Consider the following 16,987-nt stretch of genomic DNA (forward strand, 5'->3'; position numbering starts at 1 on the left):
AGAGTATAGTGTGCCGACATCGGACGCGGGGTGGAGCAGCTTGGTAGCTCGTCGGGCTCATAACCCGAAGGTCGTCGGTTCAAATCCGGCCCCCGCAACCAATTCGATTGCATATCGATTTGCTCTAGTAGCAAAGACAATCTGGCAGTAAAAAATGTCATCATTTAGTATTTGCATTCATGGTTTCTAATCAAGATTTGCAAATAGACGGACGCGGGGTGGAGCAGCCTGGTAGCTCGTCGGGCTCATAACCCGAAGGTCGTCGGTTCAAATCCGGCCCCCGCAACCAACACTATATGATGTCATTACTCAGTGTTTGCATTCATGGTTTCTAATCAAAATTTGCAGACAGACGGACGCGGGGTGGAGCAGCCTGGTAGCTCGTCGGGCTCATAACCCGAAGGTCGTCGGTTCAAATCCGGCCCCCGCAACCAAATATTCCTTTTCATTTTTTTCCTCCAATTTTCATCTGATTCTTATTCCGGTTAGATCACCTAATTTCCACTGATTTTTAAATCCGGTTTAAATACAAACATAAAGTAAATAACCATTGTTGCATCATAAGCAACAGGCTTTAAGCGGATATTTCACCGCCGTGCCAATTCAGCCCCATTCTTGAAATACGCCTTAATGCCAGCAAAAATAGATTCTGCCACTTGTTGTTGGAATTTTGCTGTCTTAAGTTTACGTTCTTCTTCCAGATTACTGATAAAGGCAGTTTCTACTAAAATGGAAGGGATATCTGGCGCTTTCAATACCGCAAATCCCGCCTGATCGACGCTATTTTTATGTAGTTTGTTGATTTTTCCCATCCGCTTGAGCACTTCGTTACCAAATTTCAAGCTATCATTGATAGTCGCGGTTTGCACCAAATCCAACATGGTATGATCCAAATATTTATCGCCACTTTTACTGACGCCACCAATTAAGTCTGCCTCATTCTGAGTTTGGGCGAGAAAACGAGCCGTATTGCTGGTAGCGCCCTTAGTTGACAGCGCAAACACGGATGATCCCCGTGCAGAACGACTTGTAAAGGCGTCTGCATGAATAGAAACAAAGAGATCCGCCCGCATCTTACGGGCTTTTGCCACCCTCACCGTCAAGGGAATAAACACATCTTCATTTCGCGTCATGTAAACTTTCATGCCCGGCTCACGTTTGATGAGCGCCCGTAAACGACGGGCAATTTGCAACACGACATCTTTTTCACGGGTTTTATATTTCCCAATCGCCCCAGAATCTTCACCACCATGACCAGGATCGAGCATAATCACAATCGGCCTGTCTTTGCCTGCCTTGCCAGGTTTGCGTGTTTGTGCAGGCAAATTCTGTTCCAGGTTCCCACTGTTGTACTCTTCAAGCAGGGCCAGTAAAGGATCATTAGCCACATCAATCGCCTTTTTGGGATACAGATCGAGCACCAGACGATGTTTAAACTTTGCAATTGGTGGCAATGTGAAAATATGCGGAGAGACGGGTTGTTTGATTTCAAAGACTAAACGCACCGTTTTAGGATTAAATTGCCCTGCTCGCACTAATTTTAAGTAAGGATCACGCCGCTGAACCTGTGCCCCCATGCTGCTCAAAATGCTATTAAGTTGAATACCCTGCAAATCAATAACAATACGATTAGGGTTTGTAAGCGAAAATTGGCGATACTTAAGTGGAATATTAGACTCCAGCGTTACTCTGGTATAGCTTGATGCTGGCCAAATACGCACAGCAATAACTTTTGAAGTCGCTGCATAACCTATTGGGCTGATGCTTAATAACCATACAGCGGCTGCGCCTTTCAGCAGGCGACGACGTGAAGTATTATGGTCTGAATGACTCATTATTTATTCCGCTTAAAAACAACCAAACGCAGTAATCTTTACCAAACATAATAGTTAGGCAGGAACTCTAATTAATTAGCAAACGTCTGTCATCAAAAAACGTATTTTCTGATCCTCTCATTTATTTATACCAATATAAATAATAACGTTATTTTTATCCATATTTCCGCTTGCCATTTCCCTTCAAAAAGAATAAAAATACAAAAAATACGAATAAAAATTCAATCAGAGAGGGTTTCATGAACGAACGCAGTACCGAATTGGTTGAAGTCTTACGTCACTCGGTTCCGTATATCAATGCACATCGAGGTAAAACCTTTGTCATTATGCTGGGTGGTGAAGCCATCGCCCATGAGAATTTTTCTAATATCGTCAACGATATTGGATTACTACATAATCTGGGTATTCGTTTAATCGTTGTTTATGGTGCCCGCCCACAAATCGAACAGAATATTGCCGAACACCATTGCCAATCGGTTTACCACAAACACACCAGGGTAACCGATGCCACGACACTGGATTTGGTCAAACAGGCAGCAGGCTTATTACAGCTAGAAATTACAGCTCGTCTTTCCATGGGATTAAATAATACCCCATTACAAGGCGCTAATATTAGTGTCGTCAGCGGAAACTTCGTTATCGCCCAACCGCTAGGAATCGATGACGGCGTCGATTATTGCCATAGTGGCAGGGTTCGTCGTATTGATGAGAAAGCAATCAACCAGCAACTGGATAACGGTGCTATTGTGCTGATTGGGCCAGTTGCCGTTTCCGTTACAGGAGAAAGTTTTAACCTCACTTCCGAAGAAATTGCAACCCAACTGGCGATCAAATTAAAAGCAGAAAAATTAATTGGATTTTGCTCATCTCAGGGCGCACTTGACGCTAACGGCAATACTGTATCAGAAATGTTTCTTAATGAAGGAGAAACTCACCTGCACAAATTGGAAAACGCGGGTGACTATCATTCAGGCACCGTGCGTTTCTTAAGGGGAGCGATTAAGGCTTGCCGCCGTGGTGTTCGCCGCAGCCATTTGATCAGTTACCAAGAAAATGGCTCATTAGTTCAGGAACTATTTTCCCGCGAAGGTATCGGCACTCAAATCGTTATGGAACGTTCCGAACAGATACGCCGCGCCAATATTAATGATATTGGTGGCATTCTTGAGCTTATTCGCCCATTGGAGCAACAAGGTATTTTGGTACGCCGTTCACGTGAACAATTGGAAATGGAAATTGATAACTTCACCCTGATTGAACTCGATAATATCACTATCGCCTGCGCTGCCTTATATTCTTATCCCAATGAAAAAATTGGTGAAATGGCCTGTGTTGCCGTACATCCAGACTATCGAAACTCTTCCAGAGGTGAAATTCTGCTAGATGCCATTTCCAGTCAGGCGAAACAAAAAGGGTTGGAAAAACTTTTCGTACTCACAACCCGCAGTATTCACTGGTTTCAGGAGAAAGGCTTTAAGCCCGCAGAAATAGATATGTTGCCTGTGGAAAAACAAGCGCTGTATAACTATCAGCGCCGTTCCAAAATTTTGCTGCTGGATTTACAGGCTTGCTGACGTCAGACTAACCCAATGATCCTTAACCATAGCGCTTTCTATTGAGGGTGGAACCAATCTACCAACCCGCTCCGCCGCTGTGTTGCTGTAGCTACCGCTCTATCCAAAACGGGCTTATTGGCATAAATCGTCAATTTTTCCCTCGCCCGCGTCAGAGCGGTATACACTAATTCCCGACTGACTATGGGTGAGTGTTGGGTCGGCAATACCAAAGCCGTATGCTCAAATTCAGATCCTTGAGATTTATGCACTGTCATCACATAAGCCGTTTCATGTTGGGGCAACCGGCTTGGCTGAAATCCTTTAATCTGTCCATCAGATAGCTGGAAATAGGCTTTCAGCTCATTATCCTGATTTTTGAGCATAATGCCGATATCTCCGTTAAACAGCCCAAGCGTGCTGTCATTACGCAATATCATGATAGGACGCCCGACATAACCACGGCTCTCCACATTTTTGGGGAGGGTAATGACGCCTTTCCTGTGCAGTAGTTGTTCCACTCGTTGGTTCAGCCCTGTAACACCAAAGGGCCCTTCTCTTAACGCGCACAATAATCGAAAACGATTAAACGTCGCCAAAATAGCTTCTTCCGCCATCCGTTCATTTGCCATGGCTAAATATTGAGAATAACCCGCCGCGGTTTCCGTCAACAGACGCTGATAATCTTCATCCGCTGCAAGCGGGTAAAAATCAACATCGGGAAAAGATTGATCCAGCACTGCCGCGACACCTCTGCGATCCCCTTGATTCACAGCTGATGCCAATCGCCCAATGCCGGAAGCCGAGTTGAAGCGATAACTTTTGCGCAGCAAACACAGGCTATCCCGCACGGCAGGCATATTTTTATCGGAATGTAAGGTGGAATAAGAGGTTAACTGACATCCCGTCAAGCGCGCCAATTGCTCAGTACGTTTGGCGCTATAACCTTGTTCAGCAAAACGGCAAATATCGCCCAATACCGCTCCGGCTTCAACCGATGCAAGTTGGTCTTTATCCCCCAAGAAAATCACTTTCGCCCGCGGCGGCAAAGCATCGACCAAGTGAGCCATCATCGGTAAATCCACCATTGAAGCCTCATCAACGATCAAAATATCAAGGGACAGCGGATTATCACGCCCATAACGCAGTTTTTGGCTATCCGGTTGTGCCCCCAGTAAACGATGGAGAGTTTGCGCCTGTTCTGGAACGCTATGCCACTGTTCTGGCGTCAAATTGAGTTTCTTGACCGCTTCCCTCAGTGATTCAGTTAATCTGGCCGCTGCCTTGCCGGTTGGTGCAGCCAATTGAATGCTTAATTTTTTCCCTTGATGTAACTTGATCAAGGTAGCCAGCAACTTAGCTACTGTCGTGGTTTTACCGGTTCCTGGCCCACCAGAGATCACCGAAATACGGCTCGTTACCGCCACGGCAGCGGCAACTTTTTGCCAATCAATCTCTCCTTCAGCAGTGGCACCAAAAAGCGCATCCAAAATGCGACGTAACTGGATTTCATCAAGCGCCGTTTGATCATGGGAAGGTTGAGTAAAAGTGTCGGTCAACTCCACAGCAGCAAAAAAATCCGCAACTCGCCGTTCACTTTGCCACATACGTTGTAAATACAGGCGGTAATCACGCTCCTTTTGACAGGAAAGGATCATCGGTGCCGGCGTTTCCCCCATACTGACCGCCGGACATGCCTGCAACACAGCCAGGATTTGCTGTTGATCGGGTTCTCCGGCCAAAGACCAAAGCGATGCAGCTAACTCCGGTTGCCTGCCTTCAAAAAAATATTTTGGCGAAATCCGCTCCAGTGGCAAACAGACATGCCCAGCACCTGATTCTGCACTTAACAAGGCCGTAATCAACAGTAGTAGTGGATTTTCAGCCTCAATCACCGCATAAGCAAACTGCACATCCAAAGGACGCAGCAGCTTCTGGCTCACCGCCTGTTGCAAGAGTGACATCATGGAATTCATACGCTTTTTTCCTCACCGACAGCACTAAAAAGCGTATCCAGTTCGTCAATAAATTCAAAGGGAGGCAAATAGGAGTAAATACCATGCCCTGGGTTATCCTTATCAATACCCCGCAAAAACAGATAAATCACGCCACCAAAATGGCGGCGATAATCGTAATGAGCTAACCGGTGACGCAAATAACGGTGCAGCGCTAAGGTATAAAGCTGATACTGAAAATCGTAACGGTGCTCTATCATGGCACTTGCCATTGCTTCTTGCGTATACGACGGGCTGTTCTCACCTAACCAGTTTGATTTGTAATCCACAACGTAAAACTTATCTTGCCAGCAAAAAACCAAATCAATAAAACCTTTTAACATGCCTTTAACTTGATGAAAGGATAACGGAGCACATTGCGCAGACAGCGGATCATAACGACGAATCAATACATCAATTTCATTTGAATACAATAACTTATCTACCGACAGGTAAAACTGCATTTCACTTTGTTGGTGATGTCGAGGCACATCAGCAAGTTTCATTCCCTGCTCATTCAGTTCTGCGCCCAAAATATCCTCTATCCACTGTTGCAATACCGGTGCCCAGTTTTCATCAAATCCTGATGCTGTCAGTTTTTCCACCAACCACACCTGATCCGGAGGATTGCCGAAATCCAGATCTTCTAAAATACTGTGCAGGAATGTGCCGGCAGACGCTCCACGTGGAAAAGTATGTGGAGTCATCTGTAACGACTGTTCTCCCTGCTTTTCACCACTCGCTTCAATATCCAGCTTAGGCGAAATGGATTGCACAATCACATCAACTGATTCCCCGAATGCCCCCGCATAAGTGGAAGAGGTGGCATGGGAAGCAGAATATTGTAACCCCGAATAACTCGTTACCCGCCAATCGTCCCGAACGGCACGTTGCAATTTTTTGGCTTCCAGCGACAGAGTATTTTCACTTTGTGGGCACCACGGCAAGTCAGTGGTATTTCCCACTTGCCTTATCTCAATGCCGATATCACAAAGCTCATTCAAGCTGTTAATCAAGAGTTCTGCATCACCTTTCTGGCCCTTTTGCAGCAAGTACCCAAGAGCAGATAAATGCAGATCAGTATCGCCTGTTTTGCCTCTATTTCCTTTAATCAGCGGAGCTACCCCGACGCTACAGTGATAAACCGAACGTGTTAATGCAACGTAGAGCAAGCGTAGATCCTCAGCCAGGCGTTCTTCATCAGCCAGCTCCAACGCTTCTTTCAACGCTTCATCATCATGAGAAATATTAAGATGAGCCTCAAAGTTATGGCGATCATGATAAATCGCCTGCTTCTGCTTTCTGTAACTACAAACAAAAGGCAAGCAAACCAACGGATATTCTAAGCCCTTAGATTTATGTATGGTACAGATCTGCACCAGATGCCGATCACTCTCCAGCCTCAGTTGCTGATTTTCTGATTGCGGATTAGGCCGTGAGATCTGTTGTGCCAGCCAGCGGGCAACGGCATGTTCGCTATCTAACTGTTGAGATTCCTCCTGCAACAGCTCACCAATGTGCATAATATCGGTAAGCCGGCGTTCACCGTCATCACCTGCCAGCAGATTTTCGGCTATCCGGTATTTCACCATTACTGCCCGCAACATGGGTAATACGCCACGAGTACGCCATAAACGGGCATAGCCATCAAATTCATCAACCAGACGATCCCACGCCTTTTCGTCGTTATTCAACTGGTCAATTTGTTGTGCACTTAAGCCAAATAGACTGCTGGCTAATGCACTTCGTAATTCGCGCGCTTTTTCCGGTGCTAATACTGCCTGTAATAACCACAGCAAATCTTTCGCTTCTGGCATATCAAACACACTTTCTCGGTTGGAAAGATAAACCGACGGTATCTTTAGCGCATTTAATTCATTACGGATTAATGCTGCTTCTCGGCGATCACGTACCAACACCGTAATATCCGCTGCCATCACCGGACGGCTTGTTTCTGTTGGTTGATTTTTTGCCCGATATAAAAGCGCTTTCCCTTCTTGACCAGCCTGCAACCAATCCCGTATTTGGGCAGCACATTGTCGGGCCATAGTTTGCTCATATTCCCCTTTGGAAACACCATCACCCGACTGTAACCAAAAGCGCAAAGCGGTTTGATCTTCACCATATAAGGAAAATCTCAAACCTTGATTTTTCTCTGCGGCATTAACGTCAATAAAAGGGATTTGTGCAAACAAAAATGGGCGTTCTGGGCGGGAAAACAGTGTATTGACAGCCTGCACCATTGGTGCGGAAGAACGCCAGTTCGTTTCCAGCGTGTAATGGGCCTTAACGTGAGAACGCGCACGAATGTAGGTAAAAATATCTGCCCCACGAAACGCATAAATCGCTTGTTTGGGGTCGCCAATAAACAATAAACCCGTTTCGTTTTCAGCCCGTTCATTCTCTGATTGATGGCAATATATGGCCTGAAAAATGCGATATTGTTGTGGATCGGTATCCTGAAATTCATCAATCATTGCAACGGGATAACGCTGCCGAATGGTTGCTGCAAGCTGTTCTCCTCCTGCACGTTGCAAGGCACTGTCCAGACGGGTCAGCAAATCATCAAATCCCATGTAACCACGGTTAAGTTTCTCCTGATTAACCGATTGGCGAACTTCAACAATTGCTTTGGAGAGGAGGATATCTTTCAACGTCAATGGGTGCTGATATAAACCATCAATTGCTACAAACAACGCATGTTGCGGAGCTTCCCCTTTTTTCGTTTTTTCTAACAAGCGTGACTGACCAAATTTATCCAACTCTTTGGGCAACAGGTAATCTTCGGTGGGTGATTTAGCCCACTCAGAAACACTATTCAGCCAGTTAGGTAAATATTTTTTGCTGTAGCTGCGCTTATCAACACCTGAATGAGTAATCAGCGCCTCTAACCCAGAAGCGGCGCTATTCCACTGCTGCTTTATCGCCTCAATCTGCTCAATAATTTTCTGATGACGGCTAAACAACGTTTCATCACCATCAGGGGCATTGACGATATACGGCATATCTCCGTGCAAGTAGTCTGAAATATCTTTCAATAATGCTTCCGGCCCATTCCATATCCGGCTGACTTCCGCAGCGATTGGCAATGGCAGGGGATAACAGTGACGGCGCCAAAAATCAGCGCAGCCTTGTTTACGTAGCTGGTTTTCATCCTGAATTAAGGTTTGATCAAACAGAACACCAGACTCAAACGCATTGTGGACTAACATACGCTGGCAAAAGCCGTGGATGGTATAAATCGCTGCCTCATCCATCTGGCGTTCAGCGGCTAATAACCAGCTGGCCGCACTTTCCCTGTCAGGAATTTCAGCCAGTAATTGCTGATAGACTGGATCGCTGGCCGCTGTTTCTTGCCGTATACAAGCCAAACGGAGCTGATGGATATTTTCACGGATACGTCCACGCAATTCATCCGTCGCCGCTTGCGTAAAGGTCACAACCAGGATCTCTTCGACATTCAGCGGACGGGAAAAGGCAGCAGAGCCGCCTAATCCGAGTAACAGCCGGAGATACAACAAGCCTATCGTGTAAGTCTTTCCCGTTCCTGCTGACGCTTCGATCAGCCGCTGACCATACAGCGGCAGTGTTAACGGGTTAAGCTTATGAGAGGGTATTTCTTTGCTCACTGAGCATTCACCTTAACCGGTAATTGTTTCTGGAAATCTGACACATAGTCGTAAGTTTTCCAGCCTTTCAGTTCGGCATATTGATGAGCTGTACCTTTTTTCCCGACAATTTGGGAAACCAGTGCCAATCCCTGACGTTTAAGCACGGCTTTTTCATAAAACGCAATCACCTGCGCTTTGGTGGCTTTTTCCATCGCTGCAATGATTTTCTCACGGGTATCAAATTTGAAATTATTGCGCCCAAAATCTGCATCAAAGCGAGCCACTTCTAAATAGAAAGTCTGTGGCGGCTCACGCATTTCTGTCAGCAGCGATTTTTTATACTGTTCAAACTCAGCATCAGACATCGCTTTCAGTTTTTTATCAGCCTGTTGATAAAAGCTCTGATAGCGTTGATGCAGATAATCCGGTTGCTTGCTGTTACTTTGCAGCAAGAAGCCTAATCCCCACTGTTTACCTATATTTCCGTTGAAAGCAAAAACGGCATAACCAAGCTGTTCTTTCGTCCTCAATTGATCATAGAACCACGGCGACAAAATGCTACTCAGCAAATTGGAATAGACCGATCCCTGGATACGGTCATACCCCGTTGGAATAAAGATTTCTTCCAGAGCATTATCCGTGCTATTTGCCGTTCCATTGAAATTAACCGCATAATTACGATCAATCACAATGCTCTTGCCAGTCCACCATACCGTCCCCTGGTTAGCGAGCTGCTTCTGTGCTGACTGAACGAGGTTAATACTCTGCTGTTCAGTGAAATTACCGAACACCAAAGCCTGTAATGCCGAGTGTTGGATCATGCTTTGACGGTAGTTGACAATATCGTCAACCGTGATGGTATCCAGCACTTTCAATTTTTCGGCCTGTTCAAAATAAGGCACACCAGAGAGACGGGAAACAGGTTGCATCGCCATTTGAAAAGCCTTGCCATTATTGGCGACTTCCATTTGTTCCCGATACCACGATTTCGCCTGATCCAGTTCTTCTTGAGTCGGTATAAACGAAATATATTGATCAATTGCTGAAGTTAACAACTCTGGTAAGTGCTGTGTATAACCATTGACGCTGATTTTCAAACCATCAACATAACCGATATGAACACCCATTCCCCCAACCGATGCCTGATAACTCAGTTGATCAAGTGCAAGCCCAGACAAATAGTTTAATAAGGTATCTGAAACCTGATCTTTGATGTTTTGTAATCCATTTGGATTGCGCATCTCCAGTGCAATACTGCCTTTAGGTTCATCGGCAAAATATTGGCTCGGCATATACAGCAAGCGGACATTGGGTTTTTCCAAAATCATTTTAGGGTATTCTTGGCTACCCGATGTGTTAACCAGGGATAAATCATCAGGTATATAAGGGTTCAACTCAGGCAAAGAGAATAAATCTCCCTGTTCGAGTTTTTTCCATTTCGCCAACTGGCTTGACGTCATTTTATTGACTTGATACGGAGCCTGCACAAAGTAAGCTTCTTTATTATGTGGCTCTGTTGGGCTGATAAACCAGATACGCGCATTTTCCGGTGTTAATTCGTCCAGACGGCTCGCTATTGCTTGTGGATTAAATTCATCTGTAACATAACCTGCATCCAGCACATGGGATATAGGCAATACCAGCATGGCATCGGACAGCCCTTCGATATAATTCATATTGCGTACGATTGACGCATACTGGAATGACAAATTCAGGACCTTAGCCATTTCATCGAAATAACTCTTGTTGATCCCCTGCTGTTTTAGCAGATTAATGTAGGAAAAGATGGCTGCGATAACTTGATCACGCTGTTCAAGCCCCTTATCCGTGAGTGAAACATAAATATTAAACGTCCCGGAATTACCATCAGTTTTGGGATGTGCCCCGGCATCGATACTTTCGATTAATCCCTGCTTTTGTAACCAATCAGACAAGGTATTTTGGCTGCGATTACCAATCAAATACCCGACATAAGCGTCAGTCTTACTGCGAAAATCGGCACTGTTGTCAGCAATGCTAAACTCCAGTCGCAACGCTTTGTAAGGTTGTGCGGGCACATAATGGATAATGATGCCTTTTTCTTTATCTGTCATTGCCGGTACGGTAATGGCAGGCACCGAAGCATGTCGGTTCGGAATACGGCCAAAGGTTTCTGTCGCAATCTGAGCCAGTTTATCGATGGATTGATTGCCATACACAACCCCTTTCATCAGATTAGCGGAGTAATAACGTTGGTAAAAATCAATCAGGGCCGTCTGTAATTTGCTGTCAGGTTTATCTTTCAGTGTTTCTAGATTTCCACCAGCAAAGCGAGCATTAGGGTGAGCCGGATTGAGGGTTTCGGAACGAATTTGCCATAAGCGATGCCCTTCACCCGCACGAGCGATGGTCATTTCATTATCAACAGCATGGCGTTCACGATCCGCATTGACTGGCTCCAGCAAAGGTTCAGCCAGCGCATCCGCCAGGCGATCAACCGCTTCTGTTAAAGCGTCATTTTCAACTTCCAGATAGAATGCCGTACGGTTGGCATTGGTACTGGCGTTACGGCTTCCCCCATGTTTTTGCAAGAATTCAGCAAATCCGCCGGGTTGTGGGTAACGCTTGGAACCCATCAATACCATGTGCTCAAGATAGTGAGCCAGACCAAGCTGATTATCTGGATTTTCCATATGGCCAACCGGAAGAGAGACGGCAGCCAATGATTTAATCGCTTTTTCATCAGAAACCAGCAAAACGGTCATGCCATTTTGCAATTTAATCGCTTTATATTGACGAGGATCGCGATCACTTTTGTGGATCGTATCTGGCAATGGCTGCCAGGGCGATTGTGCATATACAGTAACCCCAAAAAATAGCAGAAAGAGCACCGTCATGATGCGGATAAGACATTTAGGCATAACCTAATATTCTCCCTAATTATTTAAATAATGATCCATTGGAATAGCGTGCCATCGGCAGTAAATAGCGCTGAGTTTCACGCTTCATTCGCTCCAAAAGTGATTGATCAACTCGCCGGAAAGCCCTTTGTACGTAGTGATCAGCGCTTTCCCCTTTCCTGTCATGTGTTCCTAACCAGTGTTCCATTAATTTATTTTCCGCGCTTTGTTGAACCTCTTCGCGAAAATCGATTTCACCCGTTTCCTTATCAAAACAGTCAACTAGCCATGCCCAACCGCTTCGGCAAAACAAAGGAAGAGGTTCAGACATACCTTGAAAATAACCCTCTATCATCTGGTTCAAATAGTGTTTTGCCTCCTCCGGTTTTAACGCTAAGAAACGATATTCTGACACCTTTTTATCTTCCTTCTCTTTTTTGCCCTTTTTACCTGTTCCATATATGCGGCTTTCACTACTTCCACCTGAAAGACAATAGGCAAGGTGTTCAATCCATAATTGGATACCATCATTGGCCGTTAAGTTCGCTGGTCGCCAACGTAAAATTCCATCAGGCTGTATCTGATTGATTCTGCCAGTCAACACCACCGTGTCTAATGGCTCATATAGGTCAATAGAAGAAGAGGCCGTTCTCTCTTCACGCACCCTGGCGGCCAAAGGCTGCATGGATTCCAGTTGATCCATCCAATAAACTTCACCAAAGGAACCATAGGGCAACCCCCCCGACGCACGAAGATGGTAAAACAGAGATTCAGGTGCCCCCTGCTCAATCAGGATGCTTAGCAGTAGTTGGTTAAATTGGTAACGTTGCAGGTTATCCAGCACAAAAGGTTCTTCTTCAGGTAACTCCATCTCTTCAATAACAAAATGCACCTTCAACCTTTGCTGAAAAAATGCCCGGACAGGGTGTCGATAAAAGCGGATCAGCTCATCTAATGCAATTTCTTTTACCCCACTGCGATCAAAAGCAATCGGCTGGCAAAAATCAGTTGCTGAAACCCCCTGTTGTGTCGCAGCTGGCAACCATTCTGTAGCATAACTTTGTAAATGATGGTCAGGTAAGAAATTTTCTGTCGCAAAAGGCACACGGGTATGCTGTGACAGCAGATGTTTTCTGACATTTTTGGCGCTGTCATCAACATTCAACATTTCATCGCCGGATAAGCAAAAACTCTGACAAATATAATCCAGTAATTCGTTGACCAATACAGAGGGGTTGCACTCAGTATCATCACGAATCGATTTGCCAATATAGCTAATGTAAAGAAATTGTTCCGCCGAAACCAACGCTTCCAGAAAGAGATAACGGTCATCGTCGCGCCGTTTCCTATCTCCTCGCTGAGTCTTTTCTGCCATCAGATCAAACCCAAGTGGCGGGATAGTACGTGGATAAACGCCATCATTCATTCCCAACAGGCAAACCACTTTAAAAGGAATGGAGCGCATAGGCATCAGAGTGCAAAAATTGAGTGCTCCGGCGAGGAAACGCTGGCTAATTTTTTCATCATCAAAACGAAGCGCCAACTCATCACGCAACAACACCAAAGGAATACTTTCTTCGTAATGAGCATTCAGGCCATCATCAATCACTTTTTGCCATTGCTGAGTAATGAGTGCCAGAACCAGTTCAATTTCATCATCCATCTCGAAAAAAGTTTCCAGCAGTTGCGGACATATCGCCAACCAATCCGTCAATCGCTGTTCTTCGCTCAAAATTTTACGCCAGCGATTCAATGCCATTAGAAACTCAGCTAATTGTCCTGCCAGTTCAGCAGCAAGCCCACTGGATTCATCATAAGGCAAAACATCGTTCCACGGCCCGGCATGGCTATCCATCGCATAACCCAGTAGCATACGCGTCAAGCCAAAGCGCCAGGTATTCTGCCCTGTGGCAGGCAACGATAATGCTTCAATATTGTCATCATCCAACCCCCAGCAAATTCCCGATTCTTTTACCCAGCGCCGTAATAAACGCAATCCTTCTTCCTGAATCGCGAATTTGTTAGCTAAAGCAGGAACTTCCAATAATGCCAACACCTGTTCTGCCGTAAACCGACTCTGCGGCAGCTCCAACAGAGTAATGAATGCCTGCAAGACAGGATGTGCCTGACGAGCTTTACGGTCAGAGATGGCAAAGGGGATATAACGATCATCAGGCGCATTGCCAAAAACAGCCTGAATGTAGGGAGCATAGCTATCGATATCCGCCATCATCACAATGATGTCCCTCGGTGTCAGTGAAGGGTCATCATCCAATAAACGCAGGATTTGATCCTGCAATACTTCGATTTCCCTCTGTGGGCTATGGCATGAATGAAAAGTCAATGAGCGATCAGCACTATTAATCGGGCGCTTTTTCAGGCTGTTTTTGAAAGAATTTTCGGTAGAACCAATCTGAGCATGATCTTCAAGGTTAAGAATATCTTGCTGGATTTGGTGCAAAACAGAATCTGGTTCTGATTCAACAAAGGCATGAATATCGGAATCTGGCTCCAATTGTGACAGCAGATAGAGGTGATCCCTGCCCAATTTTCCCCAAGATGCCAGCAATGGGTTATTCAACTCCTGCTCCCCTTCGGCATTAAACAGCGATGGCGCCTCTTCGGGATTTTTGAATCTTTCCAGCAATTGCCTGCTTTTATAATGTGTTGGCTTACGGCTAGTTAACCTGGCGAGAAAGGCATAACTCTGGATATCGCCCCAATAATATTGGCATGGATTCGTGAACATAAGATGAATATCAATATGTTTACCCAATGCCTTCAATACTTGCAGATAAGCGGGAGGTAATACAGATATGCCGCAGATGAAAATACGCGAGGGAAGAGCCTCTAATGGAAAACTCCCTTCTTCCAACGCCAAGATAAATCGTTGGTATAAATTAGCCCGGTGCCACAAAGATTGTTGTAGCTGGCGGGTATAAGCTGTCAGTTCAAACCATAACCTTTTTTGCCATAACTGGTTACTACCCAAACCATCAATTAATTGACCATCTTCCCAGCTTTCTAACCAATGTGGACGATAAACCAAATATTGGTCAAACAGATCAGCAATTCTGCCAGCCAACTGGTGAATTTTCCGTTTATCAATATCTTGATCAAGATAATGCCTGAGCGCTGAAAATTCTGGCTCCGTCAACAAATCGGGCAGTAAGGTCATCAGCTTCCACTTCATGGCATCTTTACTGAAAGCGCTGTCTTTGGGAATATCAGGCAACACTTGGGTAAACATCTGCCAGATAAAGGTAGCCGGCAGCGGGAACTCCATGTTCGCAGCAATACCCAGTTTTTCTGCTAACTGAATTTGCAACCACTGTGACATCCCCGGGCTTTGAACCAAAATCACTTCTTTGCGAAATGGGTCAGGAAGGGGATCTTCCCCAATCAATATCGCCATCAATTCCTTGAGAATATCGAGCTGATTCGAATGATAAACGCTAAACATCAATGCTCCCACTGGAATAGAAACCACCAATTAAAACATCCAAGAACAACCCTCTCTGTAAACTATCCGCTATTTTGTCACGCCTCCGTTTCAAACAATATCGTGTTTTTCACTACTGCGATTTGAGATATCAGTAAGTGGTTAATCAGCTCGCTTCAAACGTAATAATAGCAACCGGAAAATATTTTTCATCTGACAAACGGCCTAAACAGCCTTTTAAAGAGGGTTAGTGTATCCACTCACCTGAATTTGCCTGCGTATTCCGTTCATTGCCTCATATTTCACCAAAAAACGATAAAATAGGATTTAATTCATTAATTAATTTGATGAGTTTATGCGTAAAATAACCGTATTTTGCTGACTGAAAATCCGTTTATTGCACAGCGATTCCCTTACGGATTGAAAGTATTAAATAGCGCATTGCATGACGATTTATAGGAAACCACGGTGCAATGGCAAAACAACCAGATCAGCCAGTAGGAAGACTGGAGCAACAAACATAACACTGGCTATGGCAAAACTCGAAACCGAACAGCAAATTGAAAACATCTCTGGGGAACAAGAAAAGAACAGGAACAAAATTTATGAGTAATGAAAATTCAGTGTATTGTCACGATTGTCAGAAGATACTGAAGAACTGGATTGAATTTCAATTAGTGGATGAACAGGGAAAACCGTTGGCTGGGATAACTGTGCCTGTAATCGGGATATTACGTTGGAGGAATTGAAAAAAATAGCACCTAAAGCACCATCAAAAATATTAGAAGATAACTTAGGGGCATTTAATCAAGGGCTTAGGCGATTTGGTATTACAACATGTCGGGAAAAAGCCCACTTTTTTGCTCAGATTTATCATGAAACCGGTGGAATGCGGCTTATGAAAGAAAATGGAGGTGAAACAATGTGGTATAACCCATGGTATGGACGGGAATTTATACAATTATCACGGATAGAGAATTATCAAGCTTATGAGAAATTTATTAAAGAAGATGTAACATCTTCTCCTCAGGCTAGGGATAAACTATTGTCTCCACCACATAGTGTCTTGTCTGTATTTTGGTTCTATAGATTATGTATTAACTCAGGAAAAAATGATGATTTTAACAAGGTGACAGCAATTATTAATGGAGGATTCACAGGTTATGATGATAGGTTAAAACATTTAAAAAGAATTATTGATATATTAAGGGCAGAACATCTTAATCAGTTATTAGGTGATGGGAAATTCGAGTTTACTCATAGCTCTATTTACGATAACAGGGTTAATTCTCTCGCATGGGGACTTTGGCATGATCCTACCACAAAGAAAAAAGGAACAGTAAAAGATAAAAATGAGGCTTTGAAAGGCTATGAGAGAACACAACAACTAATAATGGAGAAACCTTACAAGACTAGTCAGAAAGATAATAAAATATACGGCATTAAATATTCTGATGTTCTTACTTATGTAAATAAAAAAATAATTCTTTTAAAAGGTAATTAAGATGATTAAAAATATTGTTTTTCTGTCATTACTTTCATTTTCAGTAAATTCTTTCGCGTTTGATATATATTCTGAAATAATATGCCTGAGTTCACATGGTGAAAAACCAATCAATATAAAATATGTCAATGTATATTCCCAAAAATATAATGCCAGACTTGGGTATATT

General features: G+C 44.3%; 8 protein-coding genes and 3 tRNA genes. 5 read left to right on the top strand and 6 right to left on the bottom strand.

Annotated elements, in window-relative coordinates; translation table 11 throughout:
* Nucleotides 1-24 precede the first annotated feature (24 nt).
* The 3 genes from IQ211_RS08345 to IQ211_RS08355 all read left to right on the top strand — a co-directional run bounded on the left by IQ211_RS08345 (nt 25) and on the right by IQ211_RS08355 (nt 434).
* A tRNA-Met gene (locus tag IQ211_RS08345) sits at nt 25-101 on the top strand.
* A 111-nt stretch (nt 102-212) separates the two neighbouring features.
* Nucleotides 213-289 (top strand) — tRNA-Met (locus IQ211_RS08350).
* A gap of 68 nt (nt 290-357) precedes the next feature.
* Nucleotides 358-434: transfer RNA gene (locus IQ211_RS08355), tRNA-Met, on the top strand.
* A gap of 153 nt (nt 435-587) precedes the next feature.
* Here IQ211_RS08355 and amiC read toward each other — a convergent pair.
* Nucleotides 588-1,835 carry an N-acetylmuramoyl-L-alanine amidase AmiC gene (gene amiC / locus IQ211_RS08360; RefSeq protein WP_189760585.1) on the bottom strand — a complete coding sequence of 416 codons (1,248 nt, stop codon included), beginning with the start codon at nt 1,833-1,835 and terminating at the stop codon, nt 588-590.
* Nucleotides 1,836-2,074: 239 nt separating this feature from the next.
* On the opposite strand from amiC, the gene argA reads away from it, so the two are divergent.
* Nucleotides 2,075-3,409, top strand: coding sequence for an amino-acid N-acetyltransferase (gene argA, locus IQ211_RS08365; RefSeq protein WP_189760584.1), 1,335 nt, complete (start codon nt 2,075-2,077; stop codon nt 3,407-3,409).
* 38 nt (nt 3,410-3,447) lie between these two features.
* On the opposite strand, the gene recD is transcribed toward argA, so the two are convergent.
* Genes recD through recC form a run of 4 tightly spaced genes read right to left on the bottom strand, consistent with a single transcriptional unit; the run spans nt 3,448 to nt 15,335 of the window.
* Nucleotides 3,448-5,364 carry an exodeoxyribonuclease V subunit alpha gene (gene recD, locus IQ211_RS08370; protein ID WP_399478352.1) on the bottom strand — a complete coding sequence of 639 codons (1,917 nt, stop codon included), beginning with the start codon at nt 5,362-5,364 and terminating at the stop codon, nt 3,448-3,450.
* Nucleotides 5,361-9,011 carry an exodeoxyribonuclease V subunit beta gene (recB, locus tag IQ211_RS08375; protein WP_189760583.1) on the bottom strand — a complete coding sequence of 1,217 codons (3,651 nt, stop codon included), beginning with the start codon at nt 9,009-9,011 and terminating at the stop codon, nt 5,361-5,363. Before recB ends, recD begins: the two co-directional genes overlap by 4 nt.
* Complete coding sequence (gene ptrA, locus IQ211_RS08380; RefSeq protein ID WP_189760582.1) at nt 9,008-11,893, bottom strand: pitrilysin; 2,886 nt, start codon at nt 11,891-11,893, stop codon at nt 9,008-9,010. Before ptrA ends, recB begins: the two co-directional genes overlap by 4 nt.
* Nucleotides 11,894-11,912: 19 nt before the next feature.
* Nucleotides 11,913-15,335, bottom strand: a complete 3,423-nt coding sequence (recC, locus tag IQ211_RS08385) for an exodeoxyribonuclease V subunit gamma (protein WP_189760581.1) — start codon at nt 15,333-15,335, stop codon at nt 11,913-11,915.
* A gap of 724 nt (nt 15,336-16,059) precedes the next feature.
* Here recC and IQ211_RS08390 point away from each other — a divergent pair.
* Complete coding sequence (locus IQ211_RS08390; protein ID WP_189760580.1) at nt 16,060-16,818, top strand: glycoside hydrolase family 19 protein; 759 nt, start codon at nt 16,060-16,062, stop codon at nt 16,816-16,818.
* On the opposite strand, the gene IQ211_RS19535 is transcribed toward IQ211_RS08390, so the two are convergent.
* A partial coding sequence (locus IQ211_RS19535; RefSeq protein WP_228011589.1) for a hypothetical protein occupies nt 16,804-16,987 on the bottom strand: 184 nt, incomplete at its 5' end. The two genes, IQ211_RS08390 and IQ211_RS19535, sit on opposite strands and share 15 nt — an antisense overlap.

Source organism: Xenorhabdus griffiniae (assembly GCF_015163655.1).
Lineage (GTDB): Bacteria > Pseudomonadota > Gammaproteobacteria > Enterobacterales > Enterobacteriaceae > Xenorhabdus > Xenorhabdus griffiniae.